Genomic DNA, 19,206 nt, shown 5'->3' on the forward strand with positions numbered 1-19,206 from the left:
TGACAAGGACAGCGGATTTTTATAATCACGTGAGAAGCAGGGCATATTCCGTCAAGGGATGCTCTGTGTCTTAGCGCGGATTATGATGAACAAAAGAGGCTACTTGTCAGTTTGATCTGACGAGTAGCCTCTTTTGTTTCTGCTTTTTTGGTATCAGGACACTTTATACTGGGGGTATTCTGATGAGTAAACAAGATCAAGAGTTTTCGTGGCAAGCGGTGCCGAAAACGCAGAGAAATCATTTTGGAAAGACGTTCTCCGTCATGTTAGCATTCACTTTCTTTTCCGCAAGCATGTTGGCAGGGGGAACGTTAGGGGTCAGTTTGACATTCATGGAGTTCATTGGAATCGTGCTTGCCGGTAATCTGGCACTCGGCATCTATACCGGAGCACTGGCACATATCGCTGCCAAAACAGGTCTTTCCACGCATTTGCTTGCAAAATATGCGTTCGGTGAAAAAGGCTCGTACCTTCCTTCTTTCCTGCTTGGCTTCACACAGGTCGGATGGTTCGGTGTCGGTGTAGCCATGTTCGCGGTACCGGTCGCCAGAGCGATGGACTGGAATGTGTACCTTTTGATCTTCGTGTTTGGTCTCGCAATGACGGCATCAGCCATCTTCGGCATGAAGTCGCTCGTCATTCTGGGTTATATAGCAGTTCCGGCCATTGCTATTCTCGGTGGTTACTCCGTGTTCGAAGGAGTAAACACGCTGGGTGGTATGCAAGGGTTGCTCGATTACACACCAACAGAGTCGCTCACCGCAGCAGCAGCATTGACCATTTGTATCGGGTCATTCATTAGCGGCGGAACGTTGACGCCCGATTTTGCCCGGTTTGCCAGAACCTCCCGGCAGGCGGTTACTGCAACGGTCATTTCGTTCTTTCTAGGGAACTCACTTATGTTTCTCTTCGGTGCAGTCGGCGCAATGGCTTATAATTTGGCAGATATCTCGGAGGTCATGTTCTTGCAAGGATTGCTCATTCCTGCGATCATCGTACTGGGGCTGAACATCTGGACAACTAACGATAACGCACTTTACGCTTCCGGGCTGGGCTTTGCCAATATCACTAAAATTTCGAAAAAGTTTTTCGTTATCGTTAACGGCATCGTGGGTACCGTATTTGCCATGTGGATGTACAACAATTTCGTTGGTTTCCTGAATGTGCTGGGCGCGGCGATCCCGTCCATCGGCGCCATCATCATCGCAGACTATTTTATTGTGAAGCGCAGAAACTATAAACCATTTGCCGACATGACCTTCAAAAATGTAAACTGGATCGCGATGGTAGCTTGGGTTATCGGAGTGGCCTTCGCCCAGCTGGCTCCAGGAATAACACCACTTAATGCACTGATTGGAACAGCGGTTGTATACACCGTGATAATGCTGATCGTTGCTAAGAAAGAATCCAAAGAAATGGGGAATAAAAATGATTATACAGAACGCAAAATTGCGGGGTAAAGAAGGTTTATGGAATATTGTTGTGAAAGATGGGAAGTTTGAGCTTATCACGCAGTCAATGGAGCTAACTGCGAATGAGGAAGTAATTGATGTTAACGGCTCACTTGTGCTGCCACCGTTCATTGAACCTCATATTCACTTGGATACAACGTTAACAGCAGGTGAGCCGGAATGGAATTTGAGCGGAACACTGTTTGAAGGCATCCAGCGTTGGTCAGAACGCAAGGCCTTCCTGACGCATGAAGACGTCAAAACGCGTTCCAAAACTGCATTGAAGTGGCAGATCGCGCAGGGTATCCAGCATGTACGAACACATGTAGACGTTACTGATCCAAGCTTGACCGCCGTAAAAGCGATGCTTGAAGTGAAAGAAGAAATGGCACCGTTCATTGACATCCAGCTTGTCGCTTTTCCACAGGAAGGTATTCACTCCTTCCCGAACGGTGTGGAATTACTAGAAGAGTCGCTGAAAATGGGTGTTGACGTGGTGGGTGGTATTCCACACTTCGAATTCACAAGAGAATATGGCGTCGATTCGATGAAGGTTGCGTTTGACCTCGCTGAAAAATACGACCGTCTGATCGATATCCATTGCGACGAAATCGATGACGAGCAATCCCGTTTCTTGGAAGTTGTAGCCAAAGAAGCTTACGAACGCGGGCTTGGCTCCCGTACGACAGCAAGCCACACGACGGCGATGGGGTCATACAATGACGCATATACGTACAAATTGTTTAGATTACTGAAGATGGCTGACCTAAATTTCGTCTCCAATCCTCTGGTTAACATCCATCTGCAGGGACGCTTTGACACTTATCCGAAAAGAAGAGGGTTAACTCGCGTCAAAGAACTGCTGGAAGCGGGACTTAATGTATGCTTCGGTCACGATGACATTTTTGATCCATGGTATCCGCTTGGCACAGGCAATATGCTTCAGGTGCTGCACATGGGTATTCATGCTTCTCAGTTGCTCGGATACGATCAAATCGTAAATTCAATCGATCTTATTACGAAAAATAGCGCAAGAACGTTGAATATCGAGGATATGTATGGCATTGAAGTAGGTAAACCTGCCAACTTCATCGTTCTTGAAGCAGAGAATGAGTATGAGACCATTCGTAAACAGGCCGGAGTACTTTATTCGTTCAGAGCCGGCCGCAAAATCGCGGAAACAAAGCCGCGGGACACTTCGATTATTCTTGAGAACGGTTCGGAAAAGATTACTTTCAATAAATAATCGAATGAAGTATGTGCTGCATCAAGCAGCGCCTGCTTTTTAGCCAAAAATCCCCTCATGATAGTCAGGAATATAAGAGATCACGTGATTGTGAACTCTTCCTGTATACATGGGGGGATTTTTTAGTTTCTAGTGTAGGACACAGTTCATGAATCAGTACTTCAGCACAGTAAAATTTGTTATAAGTACATTCAAAAGAGAAAAAAGTGGGATTTTATATATTGGTTGTGATAACCGTTTTTCAATAGACGATGTTTCACTCAGCTAACAGGCAGTTTACAATAACAGTGCATGGAAATTTATGGGGTTAAAAATGGAAAGAAGGTTGAGAACATGGGAATGCGTGGTTATTACTTTGCAATGGATGACAATCTGGTGCAGAAAATCGCAGTAGGAGACATTGCATTGAAGAGTTTGAAAATAGACGATTATCCCGGACTGGACATTGATAGATCCTGCGAGGCGATTCACTACTTGCTTTGTGGAGATATCTCCGATGGAGATGCGCCTCTTGGCTATGTTGTTCCACTGACGTCAGAAAGAGCCATCGATTTTGGCTCATACGGGGCTTTTTCCTTACGTGCCGAGCAAGTTGCAGAAGCGCTTCAGGCTATGTCTACGCTGGATGAAGCACAGCTCCGTTTGCGGTATAATTTCCCGGCCATGGTCAAGAACGAGGTATATCCTCTAGATCCTGATACTGTTTCAGACGAGGATAAGGACGAGTTCTTTGCTTACATGCTTCAGCATTTTAACGAAATCCGGCGTTTCTACAGTCAAACTGTAGCGAAGGGCAAAGGTCTCATCTTCTATATTTTCTGATTCCAATAATTTGAATCATTCAGGGGCTAATATATCAAATAGTGCTAAACTAACGTGAAACGTTAGTTCAATTAAACAGCGACAGTCTAGGACTATATTTTTCGTCCTTTGCTGTCGCTGTTTTAATTCTAGGGTCAGTCTATTACTTTACTTGCCGCTGAAAGTTGTTATATTTTTGTAGAATCACTTAGGACGTTCCGGACCTAAACTCCAGTATCACTAAGACTTTTTTCATAGCTTATTTCCAAGATTCGACCTTGTTTTCACCCACTGTATAGGCCGAAAGTATAAATTTACAACACTTTACAAAAATCTATGTTTTTCCTAATCCTTATGAGATAGCATATTAGACGAAAGCGGTGGACAATTATGGAAAAATCCACCGATCTATATCTTAAGGAGGAAGAATATGAAGGAGAAGCGTTCAGGTTGGAATAAGAAGCTGCTAAAAAGCATGCTGGTTGCATCTGTTGCCGTACCCCTGCATTTGTTCGCATTCGGAGCCGGCTCGGCAATATACGCTGAGGGGCCAAGCGACCCCGCCCCATTCATTGAAGCCAAAGTGGTCAACGAGCATGCAGGCCAGAAAATTCTGTTTGACAATACCCACGCGCAGACGGCCGGAGCGGCCGACTGGGTTATTGATGGCGCTTTTTCCGATTTTGGTAATGCGCTTGCGCAAGAAGGCTATTACGTCAAAGAGCTTCGTAAGACCACTCCGATTACGCTAGGCGATCTTTCCAGCTATGACGTCTTCGTCGTGGCCGAATCTAACATTCCATATAAATCCAGCGAGCAGGCAGCTATGGCGGAATACGTGGAGAACGGCGGCAGCATCTTCTTCATCGGCGATCATTACAATGCGGACCGCAATAAGAACCGCTGGGACGGCAATGAGGCATTCAACGGTTACCGCCGCGGAGCTTGGGACAACCCGGCCAAAGGCATGAGCACTGAAGAGGCCGGTTCCGCGGCAATGCAAGGCGTGGTCAGCTCCGACTGGCTGGCGGAAGAGTTCGGTGTCCGGTTCCGCTTCAATGCGCTCGGTGACATTAACGCCACCAACATCGTGGCTCCCGATCAGGCCTTCGGTATTACATCAGGAGTATCAAGTGTAGCCATGCATGCCGGCTCCACGCTGGCAATCCTCGACCCGACCCGAGCGAAGGGCATCGTCTATCTGCCGAAAACCAACAATGCTTGGGGCAACGCGGTGGACCAAGGTGTCTACAATGGCGGCGGCGTAGCGGAAGGTCCTTATGTGGCCGTGGCGAAAAAAGGCGCCGGCAAAGCCGCCTTTCTCGGCGACTCCTCCCCAGTCGAGGATGCCACGCCGAAGTATTTGCGCGAGGATACCGGTGCCAAAAAAACGACTTACGATGGCTTCAAGGAGGCTGACGATGCTGAGCTCCTGGTGAACACGGTTAACTGGCTCGCCGAACAAGAGAGCTATACGGATTTCACCAAGGTAAGTGGCCTGACGCTGGATCAGCCGACGCAGCTGCTGCCGTTCGAAGAGCCGGCGCTTTCCACTGAGCCTCAGCCAGAGCCATGGGCCGCTCCGAATGCCGGCTACAAATGGTTTGACCGCACCAGCTACAAGGCGGGCTCTTACGGCGGACCGGCAGCTACTGCAAGTGCGGTGTACAATTTCACGCACCAAACGGTGCTGCCGAACGCGCAGGATTTCCAGATTCGTGTCAGCGCAGATAATCTCCCTGCCAATACGAGCGTATCAGGCTTCCAATTGGGTATCTACCAGGTGAGTAGCGGTGCCCAGATCGCCAAGATCCAGAACAGTGACGGCACTTGGCCGAGTAGCTATGCTTACAGCGCCAACTTTAGCCTGACTTCAGACTTGAACGGCCATGCCTACAAAGATCTGACCGTACAGATCAAACCGGGCACCACGGCTGCATCCAATCTGCGTCTGCGCCAGAACGGAACGAACCTGAAGACCGAATCAGTAACGCTCGGTAACGTCCCAGCAGAACCGCTTCCGGACGAGGAAGATCCGATTCCAGCGACCGTTTCCATCGGCGAAGCCCGGACCAAGATTGTTGGATCCTTGGTGACGGTTGAGGGGATCGTAACGACTGAGCCGGGTATTTTCGGCGGGCAAACCTTTTATCTGCAGGATGAGACCGGCGGACTTTATGTCTACCAGAGCCAAAGTGGCTTCCATGCCGGCGACACGGTCAAGGTAACAGCGTCCACGGCGCTGTACAATTCGGAGCTAGAGTTGACCGAAGTTGTGCAGATCGAGAAGAGCGGCACTGCGAAGCTGCCCGAGTCCGTTGACGTGCCGGCTGTGAACGATACCAATCAAGGTCAGCTGCTCAAGCTTAAAGACGTGAAAGTGACGAATATTATCACAGCCACTCCAAGCGGTTCCTTTGAATTTGACGCCATCGCCGATGGCGGGACAAGCAATCACATCCGGGTGGATGCCCGGACGGGCATCACGAAAGACAGCTTCCCTTATGCGGAAGGACAGAAGCTCGATATTACGGGCGTAGCCGCGATCTTCAAAGACGTATACCAACTCAAGCCTAGAAGTCTCGGAGACTTCAGCATTGTGGAAGAAGTGGGGGCTCCAGTAACGACGGCAACCCTGTCGGCAAATCCGAACGCTGCCGGCTGGTTGAACCAGCCCACCGAAGTAACCCTGAAGGCCGACTCCGATACAGCTAAAGTTTATTACTCGCTGAACGGCGGTGCGGAAGCCGTATACAGCACTCCGTTGGTCGTAAGCAAAGATGGACGGCATACGCTGTCTTATCATGCGGTTTCGGGCAAGGGAAAGGCGGAAGAAACTAAGACACTGAGCCTTAATATCGACACGGTTTCACCGACAGCCGAGCTGACGGAGTCCGGTCATGCGGTCGGAGATGTGGAGGAGGAGGCCCAGCTTAAGTTTGTATTGGCTGCCGAAGATAATCTGTCTGGCGTCACCTCCAAGCAGCTTCTGCTGGATGGACAGCCCGTAGCTGACGGACAGACCCTGAATGCTGCGGAGCTGGGTGCCGGGTCCCATACTGTAAACTACGTCGTGACCGACGCCGCAGGCAACACTGCCGAAAAGAGCTACACGTTCCAAATTACTGGCGGAGCGGCGCTTGCAACTGACAAACCTGGACAGCCAGTGTTGTCTTCGAACAGCGGCTACGGTTATGGACTCAGTGACGGCAACTTTACCGTCACCATGAACCTCTGGTGGGGCAATAACGCTACCAGCTACAAGCTTTATGAGAATGGCACACTGATCGATTCCAAGTCTCTGAAGGATGTATCTCCGTCCGCGCAGACGGCAAGCACAGCGCTTCACGGTAAGCCGAATGGCACCTATATATACACAGTGGAGCTTACCAACAAATACGGCACAAGCAAGAGCCAGCCGCTCACGGTGACGATCCGCGATGCCGCACCGGGCAAGCCGGTCCTGGCCCATGACAACTGGGACGGAGATGGCTCTTATAAAGTAACGATGAATCTGTGGTGGGGCACTAATGCCACAGAGTACCGCCTTTATGAGAACGGGCAACTGATCGACACGCAAGCGCTAAACGCCAACACGCCTTCGGCGCAGAGCGCTACAACTGACGTCACTGGTCGTGCTTCCGGCAATTATGAATACCGGGCGGAGCTGGTTAATGCAGCGGGAGAGACCCTAAGTGATATCATCAAGGTAACCGTCAACAAATAATACGATGAGCGTTTTAAATCTTGTAAGAAGTATTCCAAGGTGTTGCATTCCGATTTGCTGTTGATCTAAATATGTTTCCAGGAGGTGCTTATATCTTTCAGATATAACGCCTCCTTTTTGACTTGTTCATATTCCGTTCATATTGTCGTCACGATGAGTACATCTTAGTTGATTACACTTTGAATATGTCGTCAAGGCGGCACTTCAGATACAGAGACAAGGAAGGGAAGAGATGAACGTGGCAAATAAGGTAGAAATAAAAACAACTGGGACTAAGAGCCACAAGAAACGGAACCTATGGTTAAAAATAATCGGAGGTATTGTAGGGGCGCTCGTGCTGTTCATGGGCATCGTTTTTATCGTTGATGCAATCAGCGATGGGGTAGAGAAAAAGAAAATCGAATCCTATGGCCAGTATGTCAATGTGGATGGGAAAAAGATGAATGTGCTCATACAAGGCAGCGGAGAACAAACCGTTGTACTCCTACCGGGACAAGGAACCCCGTCACCTGCACTTGATTTCAAATTGCTGATCGATGAAATTACCCCTAATTATAAAGTCGTGTTGGTCGAGCCTTTCGGTTATGGTTTGAGCGATGAAACCGAGAAGGAAAGAACGACGGAGAATATAGTAAGTGAGGTTCACGAAGCTCTGCAGCAACTGGGTGTTGACAGTTACATTCTAATGGGACATTCCATCGCGGGACTTTACGGAGCGACCTATGTGAACACTTATCCGGATGAAGTTCTTGCTTTTGTCGGCATCGATAGCAGCGTTCCCAATCAACCCGGGATGGATGTCAAATTACCTTTGAAATCCATGCAATTTCTTCAAAAATCAGGTCTGATGAGATTGTTCCAAAAAGTGAGCGGAGATGCGTATAAATCGCTTGCATTCGATGAGCATACCAAAGAACAGATGCGTTTGATTTCGAATCAAGTCGCGACCAATCCAACGTTGATGAATGAACTGAGCCACCTCGGTTCCAATTTTAAAAATGGAGAAAAACTCACAATGCCAAAAGACTTGCCGTTGCTTCTCTTCGTTCAATCGAATAATGAGCACAATAAACAGTGGATTCCGCTTCATGAAGAGCAAGTCAAACAATCCGCACAGGGAAAAATGATTCCGATGGAAGGTTCTCATTACCTGCATCATACAAAATACAAAGAAATCGCTGAGGAATTCAAAGCTTACATGAAACAAATCCAATTGTAGGGTTGATAATTGAACTGCGGAGCCGAAATTGAAGTGCACCCTCTAGAATTTCATCGGATAAACCAGGGGGTTTATCCGATGTCTATTCTAAGGGGTGCACTTCATAATGCATTAGGGTGTTTTTGTTTGATTCCAATTCTTGTGTCACATCTGCCGATCAAGAGAGAATCAGCGCTAAGGTCCAAGTACTTGTCCTACAAGGAACTGTACACCGATTTAATCACCTACAATTTCGTTCAGTAAAAGTTCTTCCGTTAACGCATAGCGGTACAGCCGAACCTCGTCGATTAGGCCGTTCATTGTGGAGGACGAGTTATGTCCGGCGGTCAACGACAGTTTGTTCGAGATGTTACCTCCGAGCAGCGAATTATTTTCTCCAACTAATATACCGTCTACATACAGTCTCAGTCCCGTGTCCCGATCCGCTACAGCCGCGACATGATGCCAGTTGCCGTCTGTATACGTCTGCGTCGATTGTACGACATCGGCGGTGCTACCGTAATCGAGCCAGAATCGAATTGTATTGTTGCTCTCGATTCGCAGGGTATAGGAAGCGTTAGTATCCCCTTTATTTACGATGTATTTCGGCGTGCCGACAACATTGGTTCTAAACCAAGCGGTCAGGCTAAAGTCTTGATCTGTGCCGAAGTCGTACAAGCCGGAATCCGGATCACCAAGCTTGACGAATTGTCCACTTCCCGAGAATTGGACAGCTCCACCTGATTTACCTGATGAGCTGCGAGCCATGCCGTTCAAAAGCATCCCGTATTCGTAATCGCTTATATCGTTGGCTGTGATAATGCCGCTTCCCACCGTCGGTTCGTCAAAGCTCCAGCTGCCAGCGACACCACCAAGAGCAAGCATCTCATGTTCTTCTAAGACATAATTGAATAATTTAACCTCAGAAATCAGCCCCTTTAACGTCAAAGCTGAATTAGAACCAATCGTCAGGGGGAGGTTGCTAGCTATGTCGCCTCCCAGGAACGCAGACGATTGCGCGACAATCAATCCGTCGACGTACAGCCGTAGTCCGGCATCGCGGTCTGCCGCGCCAGCGACATGATGCCACTTACCGTCCGCTAAGGAAACGGCGGACTGTACTGCATCGAACGTATTCCCGTAATCGAGCAAGAATCGGAGTGAGCCGTCCGCTTCGAAGCGAAGCCAGAAGGAGCCGTTGGTATCGCCTTTGTTCACGATATATTGGATCGATCCGGTATGGCTTGTCTTGACCCATGCCGAGACAGTAAAGTCTTGCGTCGAGCCGAAGTCAAACGAGCCGTCCGCAGAATGGCTAAGGTTGACGTGATCGCCAGCTTGGGAGAAGCTCAGTGCTGGACCAAAGTGCCCTTCCGCGCCCGGTACTGCACCTGAGATCGAGCCGTCGTGTCCTGCACTTGATGTATCGACGGCCGTCATCCCGGCTGTTTCGTTCAGCGGCCAGCTCCCGAGCAATGAACGGTTCCACCAGATACGCGACACGATGGTACTGTTAGGCTGGAGCGAATTCCACTCATTGCTGGTCACAATACTCAGCTCTGGCGTAACATCCAGCGTGCCAAAGTTCCCGAGCTGCGCACGGTCGGTCGTGTTCGGCATCACGTTGTGCTCTGTTTCCTTCTTAAGCCTAAGCGTTTCCGGATTCATCTTGGCCATCCATAGAGGCGCCCGATATCGGAACACATCCGAATTGACGGAATCTTGCCGAGTATAAACGAGATACAAGCCGTCCGGTCGCGTAATCCAATGCATCTGCGTATTCATGCTACCGACGATGGGAGTGCCGTCTTCCCACTGTAGATCAACGGCGGGCTGCCAGTCGATACCGTTGACGCTCTTGGTCAAACGATTATTCGTGTCATCACGGCTCGTCAGGAAGTATTCGCCGCCGAACATGGTCAGCGAAGCCTCGATACCTGAACGATTGCCGTGTACGCCGGTGTTCGGGACCGTACCGCTCATGCTTTCGTATATCAACGAGGTCCCGTCGAAGGAGGCGGTCACAACTTGCAGCGCGCCAGAGCCGGAGGTCGAATGGATCGGCCATAACACCTTGCCCGTCTGCTCGTCTATGTGTGGATAAGAGCTTCCCGCATGACCGAATACTTGTGGCCAATCAAAGAGTTGCCAATCTGCACTCCAGGCTTCGATAGTTGGGTCGAATACGGCGTATGCCGGATAGGTTTGCTTTTTGCCGAAATTGGCGTCGTACGACTGCGCCATGCCAAGCAGTATGATCTTGCCGGTTGCAGCATGATAGACAGGAACGGGATCGATGAGCATGCCCCTGTAGCCATTCGGAAGTGTCTTCCAATCGTATTGCGGGATAACGTTGTAAGGCGTCCAGTTGTCACCAAGATTAGTGCTGACCGTGTAGGCGATGTCATAAAACACGTCAGAGTGGTTGTCGTTCAAATCTTTGGATGCCGTGCACAATATCGCCGGAGTGCCATTTTGACCTTGTCCCGGCAGGGTGGCACAACGCGTATGAGACCACCAGAAATCATTGGTGCCATCATTTGCATAGATCCGTTTCGGATCGACACGGTAACCAGTAGCGGCTGCTGGCACAGCCAAAGCCGCCATAAGACAAACGAGCAGCAAACAGGAAACAGCTTGTTTCAAAAGAATCATCAGCTCCTTGGACATAAAATATAAAGCGCTTACATTAAGAATCATACCAAATCAACTCTTTCTAACCTATTGGATAGAGTCTAGATTTGGTAGATTATATTAATCTTTTGAGCGGTATGGCTGATCAATTTTGGCGATTGCGGTATTCGGTCGGTGTCAGGCCAGTCCTTTTTTTGAACAGACGGCAGAAATATTTCTCGTCTTGGTAGCCGGAGCGGAGTGCCACCTCATAGGTTTTCAGAGAGGTTTCCGCAAGTAATCGTCTCGCTTCGGCAAGCCGTATTTCGGTCAAGTAATCCGACAGGTTGATGCCTTGGACCTGCTTGAACAAAAAGCTTAGATAGACGGGCGACAAGTAGACTGCCTGTGCTGCTGTCTCCAGCGTCACATACTCCCTAAAATTATCCTCAATAAATCGCTTTGTCTTTTCCACGATAGCGTTTTTACCGACTTTGCGAAAATCGAGGGTCCGCCGCAGAAGTACGTCCAGATAGCGTCGCATTTCTTCCACTAACTGCTCCAGCGTAGACGTCTCGAAGAACATCGTAATTTGACCTGCGGGAAGCAGTTCGTCGAGTGCCAGCTTCGGGTGCATGCCCATCAGCGAGTCCGCAGCTGCCACCATGTGCTGGAGTGCAATGGATTTGGTCACTTGTACAGGATAGTCGCGGCTCTTCAAATGTTGGATAAAGTCCTCTAACCATCGGGTGAGCTGATCGGGATTACCGACTTTGAGCGCAAGTTGAAGCGCTTCGTCAACTGGAGTGGAAGCTGGAAACTTCTGATTCGGTGAGACGGTATTTTCCCATTCCAGATCCTCAACGAACACGACCTGGTTTTGACCGGTATAGTATTTGTACTCCAACGCCGTCCGAGCCGATTGATAGAGATGTTTGCCCTCCGTATTGAGGCTCATCCCTTGCACCGATACCCCGATCATCACCATATAGTGAAGCGCCTCGCGCAGATTACTTACCAGTCTGCACAAATCCTCCCGAAACTGAGCCTTCTGCGACGGTGTGACATTGGCCTGCAGAATGAATCGGTTGTGCTCAGGACAAATTAAGAATTTGTCAGGCCATGCCGCAAGCGTCTCCTCAGCTATATTCATAACAGCAAAGTTCATCAACTGCTGATCTTCGTAAGAGTAGTTTTTCGGAAAGTCTGGATCTTCGTCCAACTCGATGATTGCTAGATATACGGGACCGATCCGTAGAGGGATGTGTAGGAACTCCGTTTTTTCCACGAACAGATCGTCGTTGAAGCAGGCGCCCTCCAGCAAAGAAGTAAGAAAACGGAAACGGATCAGCGGCAGATGGTCCTTAAGTTGACTTTTGAGCTTTTGCTCATCTTTCCATTGCTGTTGGATGGATAGGACAACATTCAGCAGCTGGTCGAGATCCGGTGGCTTTAGTAAATAATCCAGTGCGCCTAGCTTGAGCGCCTGCTGTGCGTACGTGAACTCGTCGTGTCCGCTCAAGATGATCGATTTAACCGGCAGCTCCCGCGCATGGATTTCCTGCAACAGCTCCAGGCCAGTTTTGCCCGGCATCCGGCAATCCAGTAACAGCAGATCGGGCTTGTCTCGCTCGATAAGCTCCAGCGCTTCATCTCCGTTATCGGCAGGCGGAAGCCAAGTAAAACCATGCTCCTCCCATGGAATAAGGGCACGAAGGGCTTGAGGTACGATGGGTTCGTCGTCAATGACCATGATTTTCATAAAGCAGCCTCCATTGGTTTTCGTCTGATATGAGCGGGATAACCAGCATAACACGCGTGCCATGCCCCAGTTCACTCTCAATACGTAGTGCGTATTCCGGCCCGAACATCATCGTCAGTCTTTCATTGACGTTACGGATGCCATAACCGGTGCCGCTGGTATCACTTTCAAGCAGAGAACTTGCCATCTCCGGGCTCATGCCGCATCCATCATCTTCGACGACGAATTCAACCCGCTGCTCGTCCAGTTTTCTTCCTCTGATCGAGAGCGTGCCGGGCTGTGCCCGCTTTGTACTAAAGGCGTGTAGAATCACGTTTTCCACCAATGGCTGCAGCAGTAGCTTCATCATATAGAAGTGAATGATGTCAGGATCGATCTCATAACAAGGAATGAATCGGTTCGGAAAGCGGGCATATTGGATATGAATATAGGCCTTGACCTGGCTCAGCTCCTGACGAATCGTATAATAATCTTTACCCTTGTTAAGAGAAAGACGGAAGAGCTCAGTCAGGGATTGCGTTACCTGGGCTGTATTATCATCACCGTTCATTTTCGATTTAAGGAAAATATAGTCCAGCGTATTGTACAGAAAGTGCGGTTCGATCTGAGTCTGAAGCGTCTTAAGTTCAATCATCTTTTGTTTTGTTTGACTAATGTACACTTTCTGAATGAGACTGTTCGTTTCCATGACCATATCATTGTACTTTTGGGTAAGCAATCCAATCTCATCTCGTGAGGTGACCTCGACATTCTGGTTGAAGTCGCCCCGTTTGAAGTTGTTCATGGAACGGAGTAACTTCTTAATCGGTTTTGTAATACTGCGCGATAGGAATACCGAGCAGAACCCGACGAGAGCGAGCAGCGATACCGATAGGGCGAGAGTTACATTTAGCATGATTCGGTGTTGGCTACGGATAATCTCCAGCGGTGTGAGGCTTACAATGTTCCAAAGATATGGTTCCACGACCGTACTGGCGACGGAATAACGCTTTCCGTTAATATCATAGATCTCCGAATGCGACTTAAGTGAAAGCTGCTGCTTGAGTTTCAGATCGTCCATCAGTGTTTTTTTTAATCCGTTGTCCTGACTTTTGCTCGATACAAGATTGTAGTTATCATCAAAAATAAAGATGTTAGACGAGCGCACAATCTCAATGTCCTGAATGATATTGCCGATAGCGTCACGATTAACACCCATAAAAAGCAAGCCGAGCTTGTTGTCCGGGTCATATAAATCGACGATCCGCCGTCCAATCATAATTTCATTGTAGCTGTGCCCGAATGTAAATAGGGGGGTGCTGTAATACGTCCAGAATGCCTCGCCGTCCCGGGAAGCAACAGCGGTGTATAGCGGCATCTCAGCGAAGTCTGAATAAGGGATGACCTGCCGGAAAAACTCGCTGAAATCGCGGTACAAAAAGCCGTTTTGGCCGTAGATAACAAGGAAGCTAACGTATTTTTTGGCGGCTTTGATGTTGTCGAGATAAGCAAGTGCGGCAGCCTGTTCAGTGTTGACCGGTCCGTTATAATCCCGACTGAGCAAGCTTTGTAAGCTAACGTTATTCATAATGTAGGAAGTAATGTCTCCGGCGTCGTCTAGCATCAGCTTGATGTTATTGCCGATCAAGCGTACCGTCTGGGCTTGATTTTGCTCCGTTTCCTTCTCTAGAGAGGAGGTGGCGGTCCGAAACGAAAAGAAGCCGAGCGTCAGCAGCGGAATGAGGACGAGTAATACAAAGGATACGAACAGTTTCGTTTGCAGATGTCTGAATACGAACATGGAAAGCCTCCCAACAGGCGGCGCTTGATCATCCGCATAGGAAAATAATGTTATAAGCAATTTATACTGTTACATTAGCAAATCCTTTCTCTACATTCAATATGGAGGTAGAAGATCGAAACCAGTTACTTGACGAAGTCCACTAAACCTTGAAATTGCCGCATTGTTGCGTATCGAATCTGCGGGTAAGATGGGATTGTGCACAAGCAAGACAAGTCCAAACGGGAGGATGATCAGATATGCGCAGGGGGAAAAAGAGATTTGGGTTCGGCGCGGTGGTTGTTGCACTGTCGCTGTTAGCGAGCGGATGCGGAACATCTGGCGGGAATAACGCGGCAGAGAATGGAAAGAACAGCCAGCCGCCATCGACGGCGGCAAGCGGAGAGGCCATCGACTGGAACACAGTCAAGGCTGACATCCGGTTCGTCTATCCGGGAACTTCGGAGGCGGAGAAAGAGCTGGCTGAACAGTTCAAGGCGAGAATGAAGGAAAAATATCCGAACGTCAATATCGAGTACATGTATCTGTCGTGGGCCGATATGGAGAAAAAACTATCCGTCATGTTAAATTCGGGGGACGTCCCGGATCTCACACAAACGCAAGACATCACCAATTTGGTTCGATTGAACGGCTTGGAAGACTTGACCCCCTATTTTGAGCAAGAAGGCGAGCATTTGAAGAAGGACGATTTTCTGCCGGGTACGATGGAATATGCCCAAGAGGACGGCAAACTGTACGCTGTACCGAATCTAGCGAACTCCTTCACGATGATCGTCAATGAGAAAATGCTGAACGAAGCAGGCATGAAGCTGGAGGACTTGCAAACGTGGGAGGATGTTGAGAAAGCAGCCAAGGCGATGACGAAAGACGGCAAGTACGGTTTCGGCTATCCGCTTGGAACAGCCCGGTTCGCATTCCGTGTGCCGTTCACGGCCGCATATAGCAATAATCTGCTGCTGAGCGATACGTCAGCTGAGAGCAAAAACAAATACCTGGAAACGCTTCAGCATTTCAAAAATCTGGAGCCTTATCAGCCGAAAGCGCATCTGACCTGGGGGTACCCGGAAATGTTTCGCGCATACAGCAATGGCGAGGTTGGCATGATTGCGGCGGGAACGTTCTTTACAGCCAATGTATACAGCATTAGCCCAGACATCGTCAATGTCTCCCGTACGATTGCGTATCCGAAGGGGCCTTCAGGCACATCAGCCAAAGCGCCGGTATCGAACGTCGGTATCGCGATGTTCAAGGACAGTAAAAACAAGGAAGTCGCCTGGAGACTCATTCAGGAATGGTCATCCCAGGAATTCAACAGCACGGCAGCGTCCGTCGTCAACGTGACGGCGATCAAGAGTACAAGCCTCGATGAAATTATCAAGAAGTCAGAAAAAATTTATCCAAAAGCGATAGAGGGACACAAGACGATGCTGAACGACTTCAGCAAGCTGCTGGATGAATCCGGCGTTCCGATGGACAAAATTCCGGGACAAAGCGAGATGGAAGTCATCGTTCAGGAACAGATGGCCAAGCTGCTTAACAACAAAGTGACGGTAGAAGAGGCATATGCCTCCATCAAAGACGGCATTGACAAAATCAAGGCAAAACTGGAATAGGCCAGACTCCGTTGGAGCTGCATGCCGAGCCATTGCAGCTTCACAGGATGTTATGGGACCGGTGAAGGAAAGGAAGCGTAAGAAATGTCCGACATACTGAGGCTAGATAGGCAGGATCCGCCGCTCAACCGACAGCGGGGACGCGTTTCGGCGTTTTTTCGGGAATTCGGCTTCGGGTATTTTTTGCTGGCGCCCGTCGTCCTTTATATTGTGGTATTTCAATTTTATCCGCTTGTGGAAACGATCCGGCTGAGCTTGTACGACTATTCGCTCATCTCCGGACGTGGCATGTCATTCAACGGCTTCGGCAATTACAAGGAGCTGCTCGTGAATGACGGAGCTTTCTGGCAAATTTTCTGGAACAGCTTCATCTGGGTTCTGGGTTCCACTGCCCTTCAATTCGCGATTGCAATACCCGCCGCAATTATTCTGTTCAGCAAGATACGGTTCAGAGGGTTGTGGCGTGGATTGATGATGGTTCCATGGGTATCGCCGGTCGTCATTATCGGCATTGTCTGGAAGTGGATTTACGACGGTCATTACGGACTATTCAATCATTATTTAAAAATGTTTCACTTGATTTCGGAAAATATCGTCTGGCTTGGAGATGAACAACTGGTCTGGCCCGCACTGCTGCTAACGTCGGCGTGGAAGGGATTCCCCTATATTACGCTGATGATGCTATCTGGACTCACGGGCATCTCCCAAGAAATGATTGAGGCGGCGCATATGGATGGGGCTTCCGCGTGGCAGAGGTTTACCCGGATTACGCTGCCAATGCTCAAGCCGATCATGTACGTGACCGGGCTTGTCAGCATTGTCTCCTCCTGGACCAAATTCGAAATGATATGGGCGCTGACGAACGGTGGACCGGGCTATTCGACCAGTATTTTGCCGACGTATTTATATACGAATTCATTCGTTTACTTCGATCTCGGCAAAGGTTCGGCCATCGCTACGCTGTCGATGGCGATAGTATTGATTCTCGTCGGTATTTACTCGCGTCTGTTCGGCCGAAACCTAGAATAGGCATCAGAGGAACGATATTATACCCGATTAAAACGATGTTCTAACGAGTCTTGGTCCTGCTTGTACTATGCAGGATAGTACCACTAACAACGATGCATGATTCGAGGTGCGACTTATGAAAGAGTCTTTTGCTCAAAGAACGGCAAATTATGTCTGGCTGGCGCTGTTGATGGTATTCACGCTGCTGCCGTTCGCTTGGTTGATCGTCACGACGCTGAAGTCGGACACGGAAATGTTCTCAACGATTCCGACCTGGATCGTGGACAATTTGACTTGGGATCATTACAGATGGGCGCTTGGCGATGTAGGATTTCAGCTGCCCCGACTGCTGCTCAATTCAATTATCGTATGCGGTATCACCGCACTGGTTACAGGAGCCATCGCCTGCATTAGCGGCTATGGTCTGGCTCGTTATAAGGTACCCGGCGTTAGCCTGGTCGTCGTGCTAATCGTGCTGGCCCAGATGATTCAGGGTCCGTTGATCATGATTCCCTGGTACAAAATAGCGGCAGCGTTTTCACTGCTGAATACGAAAGCGATTTTGGTCTTAATTTACGGGACACTGACGATACCTGTTGGTGTGTGGATTATGAGCGGGTTTTTCCGTACCATACCGCCCGAGCTGGAGGAAGCAGCGGCGATTGACGGATCAGGCAAGTGGCGGACGCTGTTCACAGTCATTATTCCGCTTAGTTTGCCGGGGTTGGTGTCAATCACACTATATGCATTTATTCTCGGATGGAACGACTACCAGTACTCGCTCATTTTAACCAGCTCTATCGACGCAAAGACCGTTCAGGTCGGCATCGCCGAATTGATGGAAAGCATGGGTTCGACCAACTGGGGCGGATTGCTCGCAAGCGGGGTTATCGTTATTTTACCGATTATCGTCATTTTCGCATTTATTCAGAAATATTTGATCGAGGGAATGACCGCAGGGAGCGTAAAGGGTTGATAGTTTTTTTAAAAAAAGGAGCCGATAGAGATGACTAATTCTTATGATTTCAAAGGCGTGTATACCGCGCTTATTACGCCGATGCACGATGACGGTAGTATTGATCATGAGTCACTTGCCCGTCTAGTTCGACATTTGCAAAGCCAGCGCGTTAAAGGGTTTTATGTAGGCGGAAGTACTGGTGAGGGCTTCATCCTGAATACGGTGGAGAGGCAAAAGGTGCTGGAGACAGTCGTCCGCGCGGCGGAGGGGAAGTCAACGATCATTGCCCACGTCGGAGCCATAGGTACGGAAGCTTCGATCGAGTTGGCGCGTCATGCCGAACGGCAGGGCGTCGATGCGATGTCGGCAGTGGTGCCGTTTTATTACAAGACGACAGTTGAACAGATCAAGGAACACTATATTGCAATTATGGCCGCTGTCCCGCTGCCGATGCTTATCTATCATTACCCGGGAGCGACAGGCGTCCAATTATCGATGGATTTCTACGAAGAGATGGCCCAGTATCCCCAATGCATCGGCGTCAAATTCACATCCCTCAACCTGTTTGAGATGCAGCAAATTCGTGCTCGCTGCGGAGACCGCTTTCTAATCTTTAACGGACATGATGAGGTGTATGCGGCTGGCGCGCTCACTGGAGCCGACGGCGCTATAGGCAGCACCTATAATATGATGGCTCCGTTATTCGTTCAGATGTATCAAGAGGCGGAACATGGGAACTGGTCAAGTCTTTCAGAACTGCAGGGCGAGGCGAATGAGGTCATTGCGAATATGGTGTCTTTCGATGTGATCCCTTATGAGAAGTATATTTGCTATGCACAGGGCATTATCCGCTCGTACAGAGCAAGGCAGCCGCTAAAGCAACTGACGGAGGTAGAGACAGCGGCAATCCGAACGTTTTATGAAAAAAGTGCTGTTTTGAAGGTATCGGCTTATCAAGTGTAATAAATTGATGATGACAATGGAGCCAGGATGTAAAGAATACATGCGATCGGCGCAACTAGCAGCTTGTCCTCACCTTCCAGGCAAAA

13 protein-coding genes are annotated in these 19,206 nt (G+C 49.1%); 10 read left to right on the forward strand and 3 right to left on the reverse strand.

Annotation, left to right across the window (positions count from 1 at the left end; genetic code table 11):
* Nucleotides 1-182 precede the first annotated feature (182 nt).
* From codB to NSS87_RS15825, 5 genes are all read left to right on the forward strand, one after another.
* Nucleotides 183-1,460, forward strand: coding sequence for a cytosine permease (codB, locus tag NSS87_RS15805; protein ID WP_339241117.1), 1,278 nt, complete (start codon nt 183-185; stop codon nt 1,458-1,460).
* Nucleotides 1,429-2,697 (forward strand): cytosine deaminase, encoded by a 1,269-nt coding sequence (locus tag NSS87_RS15810; RefSeq protein ID WP_042188420.1) that lies wholly within the window; start codon nt 1,429-1,431, stop codon nt 2,695-2,697. The genes codB and NSS87_RS15810 overlap by 32 nt, the downstream gene beginning before the upstream one ends.
* Before the next feature lie 333 nt (nt 2,698-3,030).
* The gene (locus tag NSS87_RS15815) at nt 3,031-3,519 is read left to right on the forward strand and encodes a YfbM family protein (protein WP_339241121.1); all 489 of its coding nucleotides are present in this window, start codon (nt 3,031-3,033) and stop codon (nt 3,517-3,519) included.
* A gap of 454 nt (nt 3,520-3,973) precedes the next feature.
* Complete coding sequence (locus tag NSS87_RS15820) at nt 3,974-7,225, forward strand: chitinase N-terminal domain-containing protein (RefSeq protein WP_339248584.1); 3,252 nt, start codon at nt 3,974-3,976, stop codon at nt 7,223-7,225.
* Nucleotides 7,226-7,457: 232 nt separating this feature from the next.
* Nucleotides 7,458-8,444, forward strand: coding sequence for an alpha/beta hydrolase (locus NSS87_RS15825; RefSeq protein WP_076283719.1), 987 nt, complete (start codon nt 7,458-7,460; stop codon nt 8,442-8,444).
* Between the two features lie 216 nt (nt 8,445-8,660).
* Here NSS87_RS15825 and NSS87_RS15830 read toward each other — a convergent pair whose 3' ends face one another.
* On the reverse strand, nt 8,661-9,863 hold the full coding sequence (locus NSS87_RS15830) for a LamG domain-containing protein (protein ID WP_179086708.1): 1,203 nt from the start codon (nt 9,861-9,863) through the stop codon (nt 8,661-8,663).
* A gap of 675 nt (nt 9,864-10,538) precedes the next feature.
* On the opposite strand from NSS87_RS15830, the gene NSS87_RS15835 reads away from it, so the two are divergent.
* Nucleotides 10,539-11,102 (forward strand): hypothetical protein, encoded by a 564-nt coding sequence (locus NSS87_RS15835; protein ID WP_179086709.1) that lies wholly within the window; start codon nt 10,539-10,541, stop codon nt 11,100-11,102.
* Between the two features lie 100 nt (nt 11,103-11,202).
* On the opposite strand, the gene NSS87_RS15840 is transcribed toward NSS87_RS15835, so the two are convergent.
* Both NSS87_RS15840 and NSS87_RS15845 read right to left on the reverse strand, forming a co-directional pair.
* On the reverse strand, nt 11,203-12,798 hold the full coding sequence (locus NSS87_RS15840; protein WP_076283717.1) for a response regulator: 1,596 nt from the start codon (nt 12,796-12,798) through the stop codon (nt 11,203-11,205).
* On the reverse strand, nt 12,779-14,578 hold the full coding sequence (locus NSS87_RS15845; RefSeq protein WP_076283716.1) for a sensor histidine kinase: 1,800 nt from the start codon (nt 14,576-14,578) through the stop codon (nt 12,779-12,781). The genes NSS87_RS15840 and NSS87_RS15845 overlap by 20 nt, the downstream gene beginning before the upstream one ends.
* Before the next feature lie 239 nt (nt 14,579-14,817).
* On the opposite strand from NSS87_RS15845, the gene NSS87_RS15850 reads away from it, so the two are divergent.
* The 4 genes from NSS87_RS15850 (at nt 14,818) to NSS87_RS15865 (ending at nt 19,120) form a co-directional block, all read left to right on the forward strand.
* Nucleotides 14,818-16,191 carry an extracellular solute-binding protein gene (locus tag NSS87_RS15850; RefSeq protein WP_339241125.1) on the forward strand — a complete coding sequence of 458 codons (1,374 nt, stop codon included), beginning with the start codon at nt 14,818-14,820 and terminating at the stop codon, nt 16,189-16,191.
* An 84-nt stretch (nt 16,192-16,275) separates the two neighbouring features.
* On the forward strand, nt 16,276-17,220 hold the full coding sequence (locus NSS87_RS15855) for a sugar ABC transporter permease (protein WP_076283714.1): 945 nt from the start codon (nt 16,276-16,278) through the stop codon (nt 17,218-17,220).
* 115 nt (nt 17,221-17,335) lie between these two features.
* Complete coding sequence (locus NSS87_RS15860) at nt 17,336-18,175, forward strand: carbohydrate ABC transporter permease (RefSeq protein ID WP_076299818.1); 840 nt, start codon at nt 17,336-17,338, stop codon at nt 18,173-18,175.
* 30 nt (nt 18,176-18,205) lie between these two features.
* Nucleotides 18,206-19,120: an N-acetylneuraminate lyase gene (locus tag NSS87_RS15865; RefSeq protein WP_339241127.1), complete on the forward strand. Its 915-nt coding sequence runs from the start codon at nt 18,206-18,208 to the stop codon at nt 19,118-19,120.
* Nucleotides 19,121-19,206: the final 86 nt, after the last annotated feature.

The organism is Paenibacillus sp. FSL F4-0243 (assembly GCF_037963295.1).
Lineage (GTDB): Bacteria > Bacillota > Bacilli > Paenibacillales > Paenibacillaceae > Paenibacillus_AQ.

What these genes read in the sequence shown, in the direction of transcription:
- codB (WP_339241117.1), top strand. Translation starts at nt 183, where the DNA reads ATGAGTAAACAAGATCAAGAGTTTTCGTGGCAAGCGGTGCCGAAAACG.
- NSS87_RS15865 (WP_339241127.1), top strand. Translation starts at nt 18,206, where the DNA reads ATGACTAATTCTTATGATTTCAAAGGCGTGTATACCGCGCTTATTACG.
- NSS87_RS15855 (WP_076283714.1), top strand. Translation starts at nt 16,276, where the DNA reads ATGTCCGACATACTGAGGCTAGATAGGCAGGATCCGCCGCTCAACCGA.
- NSS87_RS15820 (WP_339248584.1), top strand. Translation starts at nt 3,974, where the DNA reads ATGCTGGTTGCATCTGTTGCCGTACCCCTGCATTTGTTCGCATTCGGA.
- NSS87_RS15835 (WP_179086709.1), top strand. Translation starts at nt 10,539, where the DNA reads ATGACCGAATACTTGTGGCCAATCAAAGAGTTGCCAATCTGCACTCCA.
- NSS87_RS15830 (WP_179086708.1), bottom strand. Translation starts at nt 9,863, where the DNA reads ATGACGGCCGTCGATACATCAAGTGCAGGACACGACGGCTCGATCTCA.
- NSS87_RS15840 (WP_076283717.1), bottom strand. Translation starts at nt 12,798, where the DNA reads ATGAAAATCATGGTCATTGACGACGAACCCATCGTACCTCAAGCCCTT.
- NSS87_RS15815 (WP_339241121.1), top strand. Translation starts at nt 3,031, where the DNA reads ATGGGAATGCGTGGTTATTACTTTGCAATGGATGACAATCTGGTGCAG.
- NSS87_RS15825 (WP_076283719.1), top strand. Translation starts at nt 7,458, where the DNA reads ATGAACGTGGCAAATAAGGTAGAAATAAAAACAACTGGGACTAAGAGC.
- NSS87_RS15860 (WP_076299818.1), top strand. Translation starts at nt 17,336, where the DNA reads ATGAAAGAGTCTTTTGCTCAAAGAACGGCAAATTATGTCTGGCTGGCG.
- NSS87_RS15845 (WP_076283716.1), bottom strand. Translation starts at nt 14,578, where the DNA reads ATGTTCGTATTCAGACATCTGCAAACGAAACTGTTCGTATCCTTTGTA.
- NSS87_RS15850 (WP_339241125.1), top strand. Translation starts at nt 14,818, where the DNA reads ATGCGCAGGGGGAAAAAGAGATTTGGGTTCGGCGCGGTGGTTGTTGCA.
- NSS87_RS15810 (WP_042188420.1), top strand. Translation starts at nt 1,429, where the DNA reads ATGATTATACAGAACGCAAAATTGCGGGGTAAAGAAGGTTTATGGAAT.